General features: G+C 71.6%; 11 protein-coding genes. 7 read left to right on the top strand and 4 right to left on the bottom strand.

The features are described 5' to 3' along the window. Positions 1-14: 14 nt before the first annotated feature. Genes carB through recJ form a run of 4 tightly spaced genes read left to right on the top strand, consistent with a single transcriptional unit; the run spans position 15 to position 6434 of the window. Positions 15-3260, top strand: a complete 3246-nt coding sequence (gene carB / locus ACA089_RS05510; protein ID WP_372014250.1) for a carbamoyl-phosphate synthase large subunit — start codon at positions 15-17, stop codon at positions 3258-3260. Further along, a complete protein-coding gene (gene greA / locus ACA089_RS05505; RefSeq protein WP_372014248.1) occupies positions 3257-3733 on the top strand; it encodes a transcription elongation factor GreA in 477 nt (158 codons plus the stop codon). Before carB ends, greA begins: the two co-directional genes overlap by 4 nt. Positions 3734-3745: 12 nt before the next feature. Next, on the top strand, positions 3746-4711 hold the full coding sequence (locus tag ACA089_RS05500; RefSeq protein ID WP_372014245.1) for a phosphoglycerate mutase: 966 nt from the start codon (positions 3746-3748) through the stop codon (positions 4709-4711). 1 nt (position 4712) lies between these two features. Then, positions 4713-6434 carry a single-stranded-DNA-specific exonuclease RecJ gene (gene recJ / locus ACA089_RS05495; protein ID WP_372014242.1) on the top strand — a complete coding sequence of 574 codons (1722 nt, stop codon included), beginning with the start codon at positions 4713-4715 and terminating at the stop codon, positions 6432-6434. A gap of 18 nt (positions 6435-6452) precedes the next feature. On the opposite strand, the gene ACA089_RS05490 is transcribed toward recJ, so the two are convergent. Further along, complete coding sequence (locus ACA089_RS05490; protein WP_372014239.1) at positions 6453-8411, bottom strand: diguanylate cyclase domain-containing protein; 1959 nt, start codon at positions 8409-8411, stop codon at positions 6453-6455. A gap of 76 nt (positions 8412-8487) precedes the next feature. Next, on the bottom strand, positions 8488-9687 hold the full coding sequence (locus ACA089_RS05485; protein ID WP_372014237.1) for an acyltransferase family protein: 1200 nt from the start codon (positions 9685-9687) through the stop codon (positions 8488-8490). A 156-nt stretch (positions 9688-9843) separates the two neighbouring features. Here ACA089_RS05485 and ACA089_RS05480 point away from each other — a divergent pair, with 156 nt between their 5' ends. Next, positions 9844-10728 (top strand): LytTR family DNA-binding domain-containing protein, encoded by an 885-nt coding sequence (locus ACA089_RS05480; protein ID WP_372014234.1) that lies wholly within the window; start codon positions 9844-9846, stop codon positions 10726-10728. A gap of 22 nt (positions 10729-10750) precedes the next feature. Here the strand turns inward: ACA089_RS05480 and ACA089_RS05475 are convergent, their stop codons facing one another. Continuing rightward, on the bottom strand, positions 10751-11191 hold the full coding sequence (locus tag ACA089_RS05475; protein WP_372014231.1) for a carboxymuconolactone decarboxylase family protein: 441 nt from the start codon (positions 11189-11191) through the stop codon (positions 10751-10753). 38 nt (positions 11192-11229) lie between these two features. Next, the gene (locus tag ACA089_RS05470; protein WP_372014228.1) at positions 11230-12144 is read right to left on the bottom strand and encodes an RNA polymerase sigma-70 factor; all 915 of its coding nucleotides are present in this window, start codon (positions 12142-12144) and stop codon (positions 11230-11232) included. 117 nt (positions 12145-12261) lie between these two features. Between ACA089_RS05470 and ACA089_RS05465 the strand changes: the two genes are divergently transcribed. Beyond that, positions 12262-13794: a fumarate hydratase gene (locus ACA089_RS05465; protein ID WP_372017672.1), complete on the top strand. Its 1533-nt coding sequence runs from the start codon at positions 12262-12264 to the stop codon at positions 13792-13794. A gap of 73 nt (positions 13795-13867) precedes the next feature. After that, a complete protein-coding gene (locus ACA089_RS05460; RefSeq protein WP_372014226.1) occupies positions 13868-14503 on the top strand; it encodes a glutathione S-transferase family protein in 636 nt (211 codons plus the stop codon). The last annotated feature ends 2 nt before the right edge of the window (positions 14504-14505 follow it).

The raw sequence follows: 14505 nt of genomic DNA, 5'->3' as shown, positions 1-14505 counted from the left end.
GAGCAGAGAACGAAATGCCCAAGCGCAGCGACATCCAGACCATCCTCATCATCGGCGCCGGCCCGATCGTCATCGGCCAGGCCTGCGAGTTCGACTACTCCGGCGCGCAGGCCTGCAAGGCGCTGCGCGAGGAGGGCTACCGCGTGGTGCTGGTCAACAGCAACCCGGCCACGATCATGACCGACCCGGACACCGCCGACGCGGTGTACATCGAGCCGATCAACTGGCAGACGGTCGAGAAGATCATCGCCAAGGAGAAGCCCGATGCGCTGCTGCCGACCATGGGCGGCCAGACCGCGCTGAACTGCGCACTGGACCTGGCCGAGCACGGCGTGCTGGAGAAGTACGGCGTGGAGCTGATCGGCGCCAAGCGCGATGCGATCCGCATGGCCGAGGACCGCGAGCTGTTCCGCGTGGCGATGGGCGAGATCGGCCTGGAATGCCCGAAGGCGGAAGTCGCGCACACGCTCGAGGAAGCGCTGGATATCCAGACCCGCGTCGGCTACCCGACGATCATCCGCCCCAGCTTCACCCTGGGCGGCAGCGGCGGCGGCATCGCCTACAACCGCGAGGAGCTGATCGAGATCGTCAACCGCGGCCTGGAGCTTTCGCCGACCACCGAGGTTCTGGTGGAGGAGTCGGTGCTGGGCTGGAAGGAGTTCGAGATGGAGGTGGTCCGCGACACCGCGGACAACTGCATCATCGTCTGCTCGATCGAGAACCTCGACCCGATGGGCGTGCACACCGGCGACTCGATCACCGTGGCCCCGGCGCAGACCCTGACCGACAAGGAGTACCAGCGCCTGCGCGACGCCTCGATCGCGGTGCTGCGCAAGATCGGCGTGGATACCGGCGGCTCGAACGTGCAGTTCGGCATCAACGCGCAGACCGGCCGCGTGGTGGTGATCGAGATGAACCCGCGCGTGTCGCGGTCCTCGGCGCTGGCCTCCAAGGCCACCGGCTTCCCGATCGCCAAGGTCGCGGCCAAGCTGGCCGTCGGCTACACCCTGGACGAGCTGAAGAACGAGATCACCGGCGGCCTGACCCCGGCTTCGTTCGAGCCGGCGATCGACTACGTCGTCACCAAGATCCCGCGCTTCGCGTTCGAGAAGTTCCCGCAGGCCGACGCCCGCCTCACCACCCAGATGAAATCGGTGGGCGAGGTGATGGCGATGGGCCGCACCTTCCGCGAATCGGTGCAGAAGGCCCTGCGCGGCCTGGAGACCGGCAAGGTCGGCTTCGACCCGACCGGCCTGGACCTGGGCAACGAGGACGACCTAGCCACCCTGCGCCGCGAGCTGAAGGCGCCGGGGCCGGAGCGCCTGTTCTACGTCGCCGACGCCTTCCGCGCCGGGATGAGCGTGGAGGACATCCACGCGCTCTCGTTCATCGACCCGTGGTTCCTCGACCAGATCGAGGAGATCATCGAGGAGGAGAAGAAGCTGGCGGCGGAGGGCCTGGATTCGCTCGACGCCGCGCGCCTGCGCAAGCTCAAGCGCGACGGCTTCTCCGACGCGCGCCTGGCCCAGCTGGCGGGCACCAACGAGGCCGGCATCCGCGCGCTGCGCCGCGTGCTCAAGGTCAAGCCGGTGTACAAGCGGGTGGATTCCTGCGCCGCCGAGTTCGCCACCAGCACCGCGTACCTGTATTCGACCTACGAGGACGAATGCGAAGCGCAGCCCACGGGCCGCGACAAGATCATGATCCTCGGTGGCGGCCCCAACCGCATCGGCCAGGGCATCGAGTTCGACTACTGCTGCGTCCATGCCGCGCTCGCCCTACGCGAGGACGGCTACGAGACCATCATGGTCAACTGCAACCCGGAGACCGTGTCCACCGACTACGACACCTCCGACCGCCTGTACTTCGAGCCGCTCACCCTCGAGGACGTGCTGGAGATCGTGGAGCTCGAGCAGCCCAAGGGCGTGATCGTGCAGTACGGCGGCCAGACCCCGCTCAAGCTGGCGCGCGCGCTGGAGGCCAATGGCGTGCCGGTGATCGGCACCAGCCCCGATTCGATCGACCTGGCCGAGGACCGCGAGCGCTTCCAGCAGCTGGTCGACAGGCTGGGCCTGAAGCAGCCGCCGAACCGCATCGCCCGCAACGCCGAGGAAGCGCTGGTCCTGGCCCGCGAGATCGGCTATCCGCTGGTGGTGCGCCCGAGCTACGTGCTGGGCGGCCGCGCGATGGAGATCGTCTATGGCGAATCGGACCTGGCCCGCTACGTGCGCGACGCGGTCAAGGTCTCCAATGATTCGCCGGTGCTGCTGGACCGTTTCCTGGACAACGCGGTGGAGGTCGACGTCGACCTGATCGCCGATTCGACCGGCGCCACCCTCATCGGCGGGGTGATGGAGCACATCGAGGAGGCCGGCGTGCATTCGGGCGACTCGTCCTGCTCGCTGCCGCCGTACTCGCTGTCGGCCGCCACCCAGGACGAGCTGCGCCGCCAGGTGATCGAGCTGGCCAAGGCGCTGAATGTCGTCGGCCTGATGAACACCCAGTTCGCGATCCAGTCCAACGAGGACGGGAGCAGCGACACCGTCTACCTGCTGGAAGTGAACCCGCGCGCCTCGCGCACGGTGCCGTTCGTGTCCAAGGCCACCGGCGTGGCCCTGGCCAAGATCGCCGCGCGCTGCATGGCCGGCCGTTCGCTGGCCGAGCAGGGCGCGACCACGGAAGTCGTGCCGGACTACTACTCGGTGAAGGAGGCGATCTTCCCGTTCGCCAAGTTCCAGGGCGTGGACCCGATCCTCGGCCCCGAGATGCGCTCCACCGGCGAGGTGATGGGCGTGGGCCGCAGCTTCGGCGCGGCGATGGCGCGCGCGCAGGAGGCGGGCGGGATCAAGGCGCCGGCGCCGGGCAAGGCTTTCGTCTCGGTGCGCGATCCGGACAAGAAGCGCGTGCTGCCGGTGGCCCAGGCCCTGGTCGAGCGCGGTTTCAGCCTGGTCGCCACCCGCGGCACCGCGGCGTGGCTGCAGCAGAACGGACTGGAATGCGCGGTGGTGAACAAGGTGGCCGAGGGCCGCCCGCACATCGTCGATTCGATCAAGAACGGCGAGATCGCCTACATCGTCAATACCACCGAAGGCCGCGCGGCGATCGCCGACTCGTTCTCGATCCGGCGCGAGGCGCTGCAGCAGCGCGTGACCTATTCGACCACCATCGCCGGGGCCAAGGCACTGGTGCATTCGCTTGAATTCCGCGGCACCGGCCCGGTGTGGTCGCTGCAGGAGCTGCACAGGGAGCTGCAATCGTGAGGGCGCCGATGACGCTGAAGGGCGCCCAGCGCCTGCGCGACGAGCTGGACCACCTGAAGTCGGTGAAGCGCCCGGAGGTGATCGCCGCGATCGCCGAGGCCCGCGGCCACGGCGACCTCAAGGAGAACGCCGAGTACCACGCCGCGCGCGAGCAGCAGGGCTTCATCGAAGGCAGGATCAAGCAGCTGGAGGGCGAGCTGTCCCATGCCGACCTGATCGACGTGGCCAAGCTCAATGCCGGCAGCAAGGTCGTGTTCGGCGCGACGGTGACCCTGGCCGACGTGGAAACGGACGAGGAAGTCCGCTACCAGATCGTGGGCGACCTGGAGGCCGACATCAAGCAGGGCCTGATCGCGATCTCCTCTCCGGTGGCGCGCGCGCTGATCGGCAAGGAAGAGGGCGACGCGATCGTGATCGACGCGCCCGGCGGCAAGCGCGAGTACGAAATCGCCGGCGTGGCCTACGTCGGCTGACGCGCCGCGACCATGGCCACCATCACCCTGCTGCTGCCCGAACGGGCCCGGTTGCCGGGGCCGCTGCCGGCGGCGATCGGGCGGGTGCTGGGTCGCGCCGACCACGACAGCGGAGAGGCCGGCGCGCGCGCCCAGCTGCGCCGCCATTTCCGCCTGGTCCCCGACCAGTGGCCGGTGGCCGCGCTGACCCGGCTGGTCGACGACCGCGGGGGCGGGGCGGGCAACGCCGCCGACACCTGGCTGCGGGCCGATCCGGCCTATGTCGCGCCGGACCTCAACGGTGCGCGCCTGCTGGGCTGGGGCGACGGACTGGGCCTGGACCACGATGACGCGCGTGCCTTCCTGCCGGCGCTGCAGCCGCTGTTCGGCGACGCCGGCTTCCAGCTCGATGCGCCGCATCCGGCGCGCTGGTACCTGCGGCTGCCGGACGGGACGAAGCTGCCGGCGCTGTCCGGACCCGACGAGGCGCTGGGCGAGGACCTGTTCGCCGCGCTGCCACAGGGCGACGACGCCGCCGCGCGGCGCTGGCGCGCGCTGATCACCGAGGTGCAGGTCGTGCTGCACCAGCATCCGCGCAACCGCGAGCGCGCGGCGCAGGGCAGGCCGGCGATCAACGCGCTCTGGTTCTGGGGGGCCGGCCGGCTGCCCGCGTCGGTGCAGTCGCGTTACCTGCACGTGCGCAGCCCCGACACGCTGCTGCAGGGGCTCGCGCGCATGGCCGGCGCGGCGGTGGCCGCGCCCGATGGCGGCGACGGTGGGCCCGCCGGCGACAGCCTGGTCGACATGCGCCGGCTCCGCAGCCTCGACCTGCTCGGCGCCCAGGCCCTGCCGCCGCTGCTGCAGGCGATGGCGCGCCGCGAGTTCGACGTGCTCCAGCTGGATTTCGAGGACGGCGCCTGCTTCCGCCTGCACCACGGCCAGCGCCGCTGGCAGTTCTGGCGGCGACCACTGCCGGCGCTGGCCGGCTCGAACGGCTGAGATGCAGGTGCCGCGCATCGTCCGCCGCGCGGACGCGAGCCCCGGTGCGCACTGGCCGGATTCGATCCCCCCGCTGCTGCGGCGCGTGTACGCCGCCCGCGGCGCGTCCACGCCCGAACTCGCGCGGCCGCGCCTGGCCGACCTGCTCGCCCCGGACGCGATGGACGGCCTGGAAGGGGCCACGGCGCTCCTGCAGCAGGCGATCGCGGCCGACCGGCACATCGTCGTGGTCGGCGATTTCGACTGCGACGGGGCCACCGCCTGCGCGACCGGCGTGCGCGGGCTGCGCCTGCTCGGCGCCCGCCACGTCTCGCACGCGGTGCCCAACCGGATGGTCCACGGCTACGGCCTGTCGCCGGCGCTGGTCGACGAACTGGCCGCGCTGCAGCCGGACCTGCTGCTCACCGTCGACCACGGCATCGCCTGCCACGCCGGCATCGAGGCCGCGCGCGCGCGCGGCTGGCAGGTCGTGGTCAGCGACCATCACCTGCCGGGCCCGCGGTTGCCGGCCGCCGATGCGATCGTCAACCCGAACCTGCCCGGCGATGGATTCCCGAGCAAGGCGCTGGCCGGCGTGGGCGTGGTGTTCTACCTGCTGCTGGCCCTGCGCCGGCGGCTGCGCGACGCCGGAGCGCTGGTCGCCGGCGAACCCGACCTGACCGCGCTGCTCGACCTGGTCGCGGTGGGCACGGTCGCCGACCTGGTCCCCCTGGACGCGAACAACCGCCGGCTGGTCGCCGCCGGGCTGCGACGCCTTCGCGCCGGCCATGGCTGCGCCGGCCTGCGCGCGCTGATCGAAGTCTGCGGCCGTGATCCGGCACGCCTGACCGCCGCCGACATCGGCTTCGCGATCGGTCCGCGGCTCAATGCGGCCGGGCGGCTGGAAGACATGGCGATCGGCATCGAATGCCTGCTCAGCGACGACGCCGGACGGGCGCGCGAACTGGCCGGCCTGCTCAACGGGATCAACGCCGAGCGTCGCGCGGTGCAGCAGGACATGACCGACGCGGCCGAGGCCGCGCTGGCCGGCGCGGTGCTGGCCGGCACCGGGACGCCGCTGGCGCCGTGCCTGTTCGATCCGCAGTGGCACCCGGGCGTGGTCGGCCTGGTCGCCTCGAAGATGAAGGAGCGGCTGCACCGGCCGGTGCTGGCGTTTGCGCCGGCCGAGCCCGGCAGCGACCTGCTGCGCGGTTCCGCCCGTTCCATTCCCGGCTTCCATATCCGTGACGCGCTGGCGGCGGTCGACAGCCGCCATCCGGGCCTGATCCAGCGCTTCGGCGGGCATGCGATGGCGGCCGGGCTGAGCCTGGCGCGCGGCGACCTGCCGGCATTCGAGCAGGCCTGGCTCGCGCATGCGGCGGCGGTGCTGGACGACGGCCTGCTGCAGGCCGAACTGCTCAGCGACGGCGAACTGCGGCCGCAGGAGTTCGACCGGTTCCACGCCGAGGCGCTGCGCGATGGCGGACCGTGGGGGCAGGGTTTCCCCGAGCCGCTGTTCGACGGCCGCTTCGAGCTGCTGGACTGGCGCGTGGTCGCCGAGCGCCACCTCAAGCTGAGCCTGCGCCACCCGGACCGGCGCGAGCCGCTCGCGGCGATCCACTTCGGCGGCTGGCGCGGAACCGCGCCGGCGCAGCACCTGCACCTCGCCTACCGGCTGGCGCCGGACGACTACCGCGGCGGGCAATCGATCCAGCTGGTGGTCGAGCACCTGGCGCCGGCCTGACCCGGCCGCGCGCCGGCGTCAGAGCTGGGCGCCGGCGTCGCGCAGGCTCTGGTCGCGCAGCCGCGAGCGCTCGCGCGGACGGCTCGCATACACGGTGATGATGCCTTCGGCCGCCTCGGGCTGCTCGAGCACTGCCTCGGCGGTCGCGTCGTCGGGAAGCCGGGCTCCCCAGTAGCCGACCCAGCCGTTGCGGTGTTCCTTTGCCGCGTAGAGCGCGCGATCGGCCATGCGCAGGGCGTAATCCCAGCGGCGCGACGGATGGTCGTCGGGCGCGACGTCGAAGAAGGGCACCGGCGCCATGCCCAGGGAGGCGGTCACGGCGCGGTCGCCCTCGGCGGTGTGCAGGGTGTAGTCCATCGCCTGGCGCAGGCGCGACGCCACCGCCTGCGCCTGCGCGGGCTGCAGGTCGGCGCAGGCCACCAGGAATTCCTCGCCACCCCAGCGCGCGACCACGTCGCCCGGCCGGCACGCGGCCTTCAGCCGCTGCGAGACCTCCACCAGTACCGCGTCGCCGGCATGGTGCCCGTGGGTGTCGTTGATCTGCTTGAAATGGTCGATGTCGATCAGGAACAGCACGTGGCGGCTGTCGTCCTGGCCGCGCTGCACGGTCAGCGCGTTGAGCGCGGCGGTCGCCGCGCGGCGGTTGCTGAGGCCGGTCAGCGCGTCGCGGCCGCTGACTTCGCGCAGCTGCCGGTGGCGGCGCCGCTGCAGCAGGCCGAATGCCACCGCCGACGAGGCCAGCAGCAGGGTCAATGCCAGCCAGGCGATCCGCAGCATGCGCGACTTCTCGGCGTTGAGCGTGCGGATGCGGTCCTCGTAGCGCATCCGTTCCAGCTCGCGCTGGGACACGGTGTCCTGGTTGCGGGCCTGCAGGTCGGCAAGCAGGTCCAGCCGCTGCCGTCGCAGTGCTTCCAGCTTGCGCTCGTGCATCCGGTCGGCGTAGGCGAGCGCCTCGCGGGTGTTGCCGAGCGCGGCGTGGGCGTCGATCAGCGCCTGCATCGACTGGTAGGTCTCCAGCGGGTTGTGTCCCTGGCTGGCCAGGACCAGCGCTTCCTGCGCCGAGGCCAGCGCCTGCGCGTGCTGGCCGGCCTGCCGCTGCAGGGTCGAGATGCGGGCGAGGGTGGCCGCTTCGCCGGCCGGATCGGGCAGTTCGACCTGGCGGGCGCGGATGGACTGCAGTTCGGCCAGCGGCGTGGGCGCAGGTCCGTCGTGTTCGAGCATCACCTGCGCGCTGTGCACGCGCAGGCCGACCAGCTCGTTGCCGGAGGCGGCCGCGCCGGCCGCCGCCTGCTCCAGCGCCTGCAGCGCCGGTTCCCGTTCGCCCAGCCGGACCCGGTTGACGGCGAAGTTGTACAGCAGCAGCGGATCGGTCTCGCCGGTCGAGCGCGCCAGCGCCAGCGCCTGCTGGAAGTAGCCGTCGGCGACCCGCGGCGAATCGAGGTAGTCGGCGTGGACCATGCCGATGTTGTTGAGCATGGCCGCCTGGATCCGCAGCGCATCCTCGCCGCCGAGGCGCGCGCCCGCTTCCAGGGTCGCGGCGTAGGCCTGCTCGGCGCGGTAGATCTGGCCGGCGCCATGCAGGATCGCGCCGAGGTTGGAGAGCGCGCGCAGCCGGTACGCATCCGGCAGCCCGGGATTGCGCTCCAGCTCATGGGCGATGCGGTCGGCGATGGCGACCGCGCGCGCGTCCTCGCCGACCACGTTGGCGGCCACGCCCTCGCAGCTCATCGCCTTGATCCGGCGCTCGCTGTCCAGCTTCGGGTCGGCGAGCACCGCCTCGGCCAGGTCCAGCGCCTGCCGCGGACGGTTGCGGCGCAGTTCGAAGCAGCGCTCGATCAGCGCGTCGGTGGTCGTACCGCTGGTCGTGCCGCCGGTCGGCCCCGGCGCCGCCGCCGGAGCGGCGGGCACGGCCAGCACGATCGCCAGCAGCGTGGCGGACAGGCTGAAGCGGCGGGAATGGTCAGGCAGGGCGGGCATGGTGGACCGGCAGGACGGCGGTGAGCCGTGCCTGCGCATGCAAGCGGCGTGCCGCGCCTGCCGCGATCGCCGGGGGTCATCCTCCGGGGCGACCGGGCTGCGCGACAGCCTCCACCGCGTCCGGGCGGCCACGGGCCTTCAGGCCGAGCAGTGGCCGCAACCAGCCCGCCCGCCGGACCAGCGCATAGCCGACGAAACACAGCGCGAAGGTCGCGGCCACGAGCAGCGGACCCTCGACCGCCGGCGGCAGGTCGAACGGCCGCATTCCCACCGCCAGCAGCACGATCACCGTCTGGTGGAGGATGTAGACCGGGAACACCGCCTCGGCCAGCCAGCGCCGGGCCGGGCCGTCGCCGGGCGCGTGGCGGCGGGCGAAGCCGAGGATGGCCACGATCGCGCCCCACTGCTGGGCGGCCCACAGCACGCGCTGCAGCTGGCGCAGGGCCTCCGGCGGCGCGCTGCCGTCGCTGTACCGGCTGAAATACCCGACGAGGAAGATCCAGCTGGCGAGCGCCGCGCACAGCGCCGGCCAGCGCGCCCGTTCGATGCGGTCCCACAGCGGCCCCGGCCGCGCGATCGCGAAACCGAGCAGGAACAGCGGCAGGTACTGGGCGTGGTTGTACCAGTCGTCGACCAGGGCATGGGTGGACTCGAAGCGGCCAACCAGCAGCACCCGCGCCAGCGCCAGCCAGGCCAGCGGCCACAGCAGGCCTCCCGGCCGGGCCAGCCACGCGCGCACGCGCTCGCCGGCAGCCGACCCGGCGCACGGGGCGAACCGCAGCAGGCCCCACAGCACCACGGTGTAGACCCACAGGTAGGCGACGAACCAGAGGTGGTTCCAGGTCGGCAGCTCCAGGCAGTCGCCGTCGCGGCAGAAGCTGCCGTCGCCGGCCAGGTAGCGCGCCCAGAACGCCAGGTAGCCGTCGTGGTAGCCGCCGGGCAGCTTCTCCACCACCTCGAAGTAGGACTGCGGCGGCACGATCACCAGCATGCCGAACAGCAGCGGCAGCAGCAGCCGCCACGACCGTGGGCCGATGAAGCGGCCGCCGTCGCGCCGGCAGCGGTCCCAGAGGAACGCGGTCGCCGCGCCCGAGACCAGGAACAGCAGCGACAGCCGCCACGGCGCCGACAGCAGCATCAGCGGCTCCAGCGCGTGGCTGGCGTGGGGACTGTTCACGTGCCAGTCCCAGGTCACGTAATACATCCCGACGTGGTAGAGCACGAGCACGCCGAAGGCGCAGATGCGGATCCAGTCGAGGTCGTAACGGCGTTCCATGGGCAGGCGGCTTCTGCGGAAGACGCGCCCAGCGTGGCGACATCACTGCGGTGCGCGCCGTGCCCGGTGACCGGTCGCGGGCCTGGCGGGACGAATCGCGGACCGCGGTGACGGGGCGGCTGGGGCCGGCGCGGGCCGCTCCGTAGAATGCGCGGGATGTCCGCGACCCGTCCCACCCCCTACGAACGCTACCTGCCCTGGCGCCGCTGGGTCGAACCCGGGTTCTGGGTCGTCCTGACCGCCGTCAACGTGGTCGCCAACAGCTATACGGTGGTCACCGACATCCGCAAGAACGGGCTGGCGTACGCGACGTGGGAGCCGGTGGTCTGGGAGCTGTCCAGCGGCCTGCTCTGGCTGGCGCTGGTCTGGCCGGTGGTCTGGTTCAGCCGCCGCTTCCCGATCCACTGGGACAACTGGCGGCGCCAGCTGCCCCGGCACCTGCTGGCCAGCGTGGTGGTGTCCCTGATCCACGTACTGGGGATGGTCGGCCTGCGGACCCTGGCCTACGCCAGCCAGGGCGAGGTCTACGAATTCGGCCACTGGCCGCGCGAGCTGTTCTACGAATACGTCAAGGACGTGCGCAGCTACGCCTACATGGTGGTGCTGGTGAGCTTCTACCGGCTGCTGCTGCGGCGCCTGCAAGGCGAGGCCAGCCTGCTGTCCGAGCCGGACGAGGGCCCGGCGGTGGAGCCGGTCGAACGCCCCGAGCGCTTCCTGGTGCGCAAGCTCGGCCGCGAGTTCCTGGTTGCCGCCGGCGACATCGAGTGGCTGCAGGCTTCCGGCAACTACGTGAACCTGCGCGTGCGCGGCCACGACTACCCGTTGCGCAGCACCATCGCCGGGATCGAGGCGCGGCTGGACCCGCGCGCCTTCGCCCGGGTCCACCGCAGCTACATCGTCAACCTCGGCCAGGTCGCCTCGATCGAGCCGCTGGATGCCGGCGAGGCGCGCCTGCACCTGAAGGACGGCACGGTCGTGCCCTGCAGCCGTCGCTACCGGCAGGCCCTGCGCGGGCGGATCGACGGCAGCGACGGCGGCTGAGCGCCGCCGCCCGCGCCGGCGGTCAGGCCAGCTCGGGCTGCATGCCCACGCCCAGCCGGTTCCAGGCGTTGATCGCGGCCACGGCCATGGTCAGCTCGGCGATCGCCGGGTCGTCGAAGTGCCCGCGCAGGGCGTCGTAGGTCGCGTCGGCCGGGGCCCCGGAGGGCAGGGTGGTCAACTGCTCGGCCCAGGCAAGCGCGGCGCGCTCGCGCGCATCGAAGAAGCGGCTGTCGCGCCAGCCGGCGAGGGTGTCGAGCTTGCGCGGCTCGATGCCGGCCCTGCGCAGCGCGCCGGCGTGCATGTCCATGCAGTAGGCGCAGCCGTTGACCTGCGAGACGCGCAGGAACACCAGTTCGAGGAATGCCTTGCCCAGCGTGCCCTCGTGCAGGGCGGTGCTGGCGGCGTACAGGCCCTTGAAGGCGACGGGAACGTGCTTCGGGTAATCGACGCGGTGGAACTTCATGGCGGTGCGGGTCCATGGCGGCCACCCGGCCGCCTTCATCACCAGGACGCGCCAGCGGCGGCGTTCGTGACACCCAGCTTGTCGGGATTGGCGACGGTGAACAGTTCGGTGATCCGTTCGCCATCGGTGACCGCGACCATCACCGCCGCCAGCACGCCGTCGCGGTGGCGCAGGATGGCCGGTTCGCCGTTGACCCGGCCCATCCTCCACGTGATCGCCGCGTCCCGGCGCCGGTACGCCGCCCAGAACAGCCGCGCGATGCGTTCGCCGCCGGACAGCGGGCGGATCACCGCGACCGCCTTGCCGCCGCCGTCGGACACCAGGCGCGCGTCGGCGTGCAGCAGGCTTTCCAGGGCCGCACGGTCGCCCTGCCGCGCGGCGTGCATGAACTTCTCCAGCAGCACCCGATGGCGCTGCGGCGTCACCTCGAAGCGCGGCCGCGCGGCCGCCAGCCGCTGGCGGGCGCGATGCACCATCTGCCGGCAGTTGGCCTCGCCGAGGCCGAGCAGTCCGGCGATCTGCGCGTAGTCGTAGTCGAACGCCTCCTTCAGCAGGAAGGCGGCGCGCTCCTCCACGCCCAGCCGTTCCAGCACGGCGAGGAACGCGAGCGAGACCTGCTCGGCCGTCTCGGCCGCGTGGGCCGGACCGGGCGCGTGGTCGGCATGCCCGTCATGGAGGGCCTGGCCATCCTCGATCCGCGCCGGCTCCGGCAGCCACGGGCCGACGTAGTGCTCGCGCCGCGCCCTCAGCGCACGCAGGCGGTCGATGCCCAGGCGGGTGGTCGTGGTCACCAGCCAGGCCTCGGGATCGGCGATGGCCGCGCGCTCGGCCTGGTGCCAGCGCAGCCAGGCCTCCTGGACCACGTCCTCGGCATCGGCGCGGCTGCCAAGCAGCCGGTAGGCCAGCGCGAGCAGGCGCGGGCGGTGGGCCTGGAAGGGCGTGAGGGAGTCCATGGAGCCAGGACGGAACGGCGTGTGCCGGCGTGACAGCGGGGCGGGCGGACACTTTGCCCTAAAATGGGCGGGTTTCCCGCCCGCCATGAGCCAGCCGTGACCGCTTCCGCTTCCCCGATGTCCTCCGCCCCGGTGTCGATCCGCCAGGAGGACCTGATCCAGTCCGTCGCCGACGCGCTGCAGTACATCAGCTACTACCACCCGGCCGACTACATCCGGAACCTGGCCGCCGCGTACGAGCGCGAGGAATCGCCGGCGGCCAAGGACGCCATGGCGCAGATCCTGATCAACTCGCGCATGTGCGCCGAGGGCCACCGCCCGATCTGCCAGGACACCGGCATCGTCACCGTGTTCCTCGAGATCGGCATGAACGTGCGCTGGGACGACGCCACGATGGGCGTGGAGGACATGGTCCACGAGGGCGTGCGCCGCGCCTACAACGATCCCGACAACAAGCTGCGCGCCAGCGTGCTGGCCGACCCGGCCGGCAAGCGCACCAACACCAGGGACAACACCCCCGGCGTGGTCAACGTGAAGGTCGTGCCGGGCAACACCGTGGACGTGATCGTCGCGGCCAAGGGCGGCGGTTCGGAGGCCAAGTCCAAGTTCGCCATGCTCAACCCGTCGGACTCGATCGTCGACTGGGTGCTCAAGACCGTGCCGACCATGGGCGCCGGCTGGTGCCCGCCGGGCATGCTCGGCATCGGCATCGGCGGCACGGCCGAGAAGGCGATGCTGCTGGCCAAGGAAGCGCTGATGGAGCCGATCGACATCGTCGACCTCAAGGCCCGCGGCGCGTCCAACCGGGTCGAGGAGCTGCGCATCGAGCTGTACGACAAGGTCAACGCGCTGGGCATCGGCGCCCAGGGCCTGGGCGGCCTGACCACGGTGCTCGACATCAAGATCAAGGACTACCCGACCCACGCCGCCAACCTGCCGGTCGCGCTCATCCCGAACTGCGCGGCGACCCGCCATGCGCACTTCACCCTCGACGGCAGCGGCCCGGTGACGCTGGATCCCCCGTCGCTGGAAGACTGGCCGACGCTGACCTACAACCCGCAGAACGCGCGCCGCGTGAACCTGGACACGATCACCCGCGAGGAAGTGGCGACCTTCAAGCCGGGCGAGGTGGTGCTGCTCAACGGCAAGCTGCTGACCGGCCGCGACGCCGCGCACAAGCGCATGGTCGACATGCTCAACAGGGGCGAGGCGCTGCCGGTCGACTTCACCAACCGCTTCATCTACTACGTCGGCCCGGTCGATCCGGTGCGCGACGAGGTCGTCGGCCCGGCCGGCCCGACCACGGCCACGCGCATGGACAAGTTCACCCGGCAGATGCTCGAGCAGACCGGCCTGCTGGGCATGATCGGCAAGTCCGAGCGCGGCGACGCGGCGATCGATGCGATCCGCGACAACAGGGCCGTGTACCTGATGGCAGTCGGCGGCTCGGCCTACCTCGTGTCCAAGGCGATCAAGGCCAGCAAGGTGCTGGCGTTCGAGGACCTGGGCATGGAGGCGATCTACGAGTTCGAGGTGAAGGACATGCCGGTGACCGTGGCCGTGGATTCGGCCGGCGAATCGGTGCACAAGACCGGGCCGAAGGAATGGCAGGCGCGGATCGCCGGCATCCCGGTCGTGGTCGAGGCCTGAGCCATCGCATGAAACCCGAAGCCGGCCCCGTGCCGGCTTCTTCCATTCCGCCTTCCCTCCGGAGTCCCCGCCGATGTCCGTCGTCCTCTACGGTTCGCCCAGCACCGCGTCGCTCGTCGTCCACTGGCTGCTGGTCGAGCTGGGCGTCGACCACGAACTGCGCATGCTCGACTTCGACCGGCACGAGCAGAAGTCGCCGGAGTACCTGGCGATCAATCCACAGGGCCGGGTGCCGGCGCTGCTGGTCGACGGGCAGGTGCTGACCGAATCGGCCGCGATCGCCATGCACCTGGCCGACCTGCATCCGCAGGCGAGGCTGGCGCCGGACCCCGGTACGCCCGCGCGCGCCGCGTACTACCGCTGGATGTTCTTCTGCGCCTACACGCTGATGCCGGCGTACCGCAGCTGGTTCTACGCGGACGAGCCGGCCGGCGAGGCCAACATCGACGAAGTCAGGGCGCGCGCACGCCGGCAGATCGAGGCGGCCTGGCAGCAGGTGGCCGGGCACCTCGAAGCGGACGGCCCGTACCTGCTTGGCGCCGACGTGTCGGCGGCGGATTTCGTCCTGACCATGCTGATGCGCTGGTCGCGCAACATGCCCAGGCCGACGGACCGCTGGCCGGTGCTGGAAGCGTTCGCGCGACGGATGAAGGACCGCCCGTCCTTCGCCGAGGTCTACCGGCGCGAGGGCATCACCGACTGGACCTGAGC

The organism is Pseudoxanthomonas fibrivorans (assembly GCF_041464125.1).
Taxonomy (GTDB): domain Bacteria; phylum Pseudomonadota; class Gammaproteobacteria; order Xanthomonadales; family Xanthomonadaceae; genus Pseudoxanthomonas.
The sequence above is the reverse complement of the archived record's forward strand: the minus strand, read 5'-3'. Positions and strand labels throughout refer to the sequence as shown.

What these genes read in the sequence shown, in the direction of transcription:
- ACA089_RS05470 (WP_372014228.1), bottom strand. Translation starts at nt 12,144, where the DNA reads ATGGACTCCCTCACGCCCTTCCAGGCCCACCGCCCGCGCCTGCTCGCG.
- ACA089_RS05490 (WP_372014239.1), bottom strand. Translation starts at nt 8,411, where the DNA reads ATGCCCGCCCTGCCTGACCATTCCCGCCGCTTCAGCCTGTCCGCCACG.
- ACA089_RS05475 (WP_372014231.1), bottom strand. Translation starts at nt 11,191, where the DNA reads ATGAAGTTCCACCGCGTCGATTACCCGAAGCACGTTCCCGTCGCCTTC.
- recJ (WP_372014242.1), top strand. Translation starts at nt 4,713, where the DNA reads ATGCAGGTGCCGCGCATCGTCCGCCGCGCGGACGCGAGCCCCGGTGCG.
- carB (WP_372014250.1), top strand. Translation starts at nt 15, where the DNA reads ATGCCCAAGCGCAGCGACATCCAGACCATCCTCATCATCGGCGCCGGC.
- ACA089_RS05485 (WP_372014237.1), bottom strand. Translation starts at nt 9,687, where the DNA reads ATGGAACGCCGTTACGACCTCGACTGGATCCGCATCTGCGCCTTCGGC.
- ACA089_RS05465 (WP_372017672.1), top strand. Translation starts at nt 12,262, where the DNA reads ATGTCCTCCGCCCCGGTGTCGATCCGCCAGGAGGACCTGATCCAGTCC.
- ACA089_RS05460 (WP_372014226.1), top strand. Translation starts at nt 13,868, where the DNA reads ATGTCCGTCGTCCTCTACGGTTCGCCCAGCACCGCGTCGCTCGTCGTC.
- ACA089_RS05500 (WP_372014245.1), top strand. Translation starts at nt 3,746, where the DNA reads ATGGCCACCATCACCCTGCTGCTGCCCGAACGGGCCCGGTTGCCGGGG.
- ACA089_RS05480 (WP_372014234.1), top strand. Translation starts at nt 9,844, where the DNA reads ATGTCCGCGACCCGTCCCACCCCCTACGAACGCTACCTGCCCTGGCGC.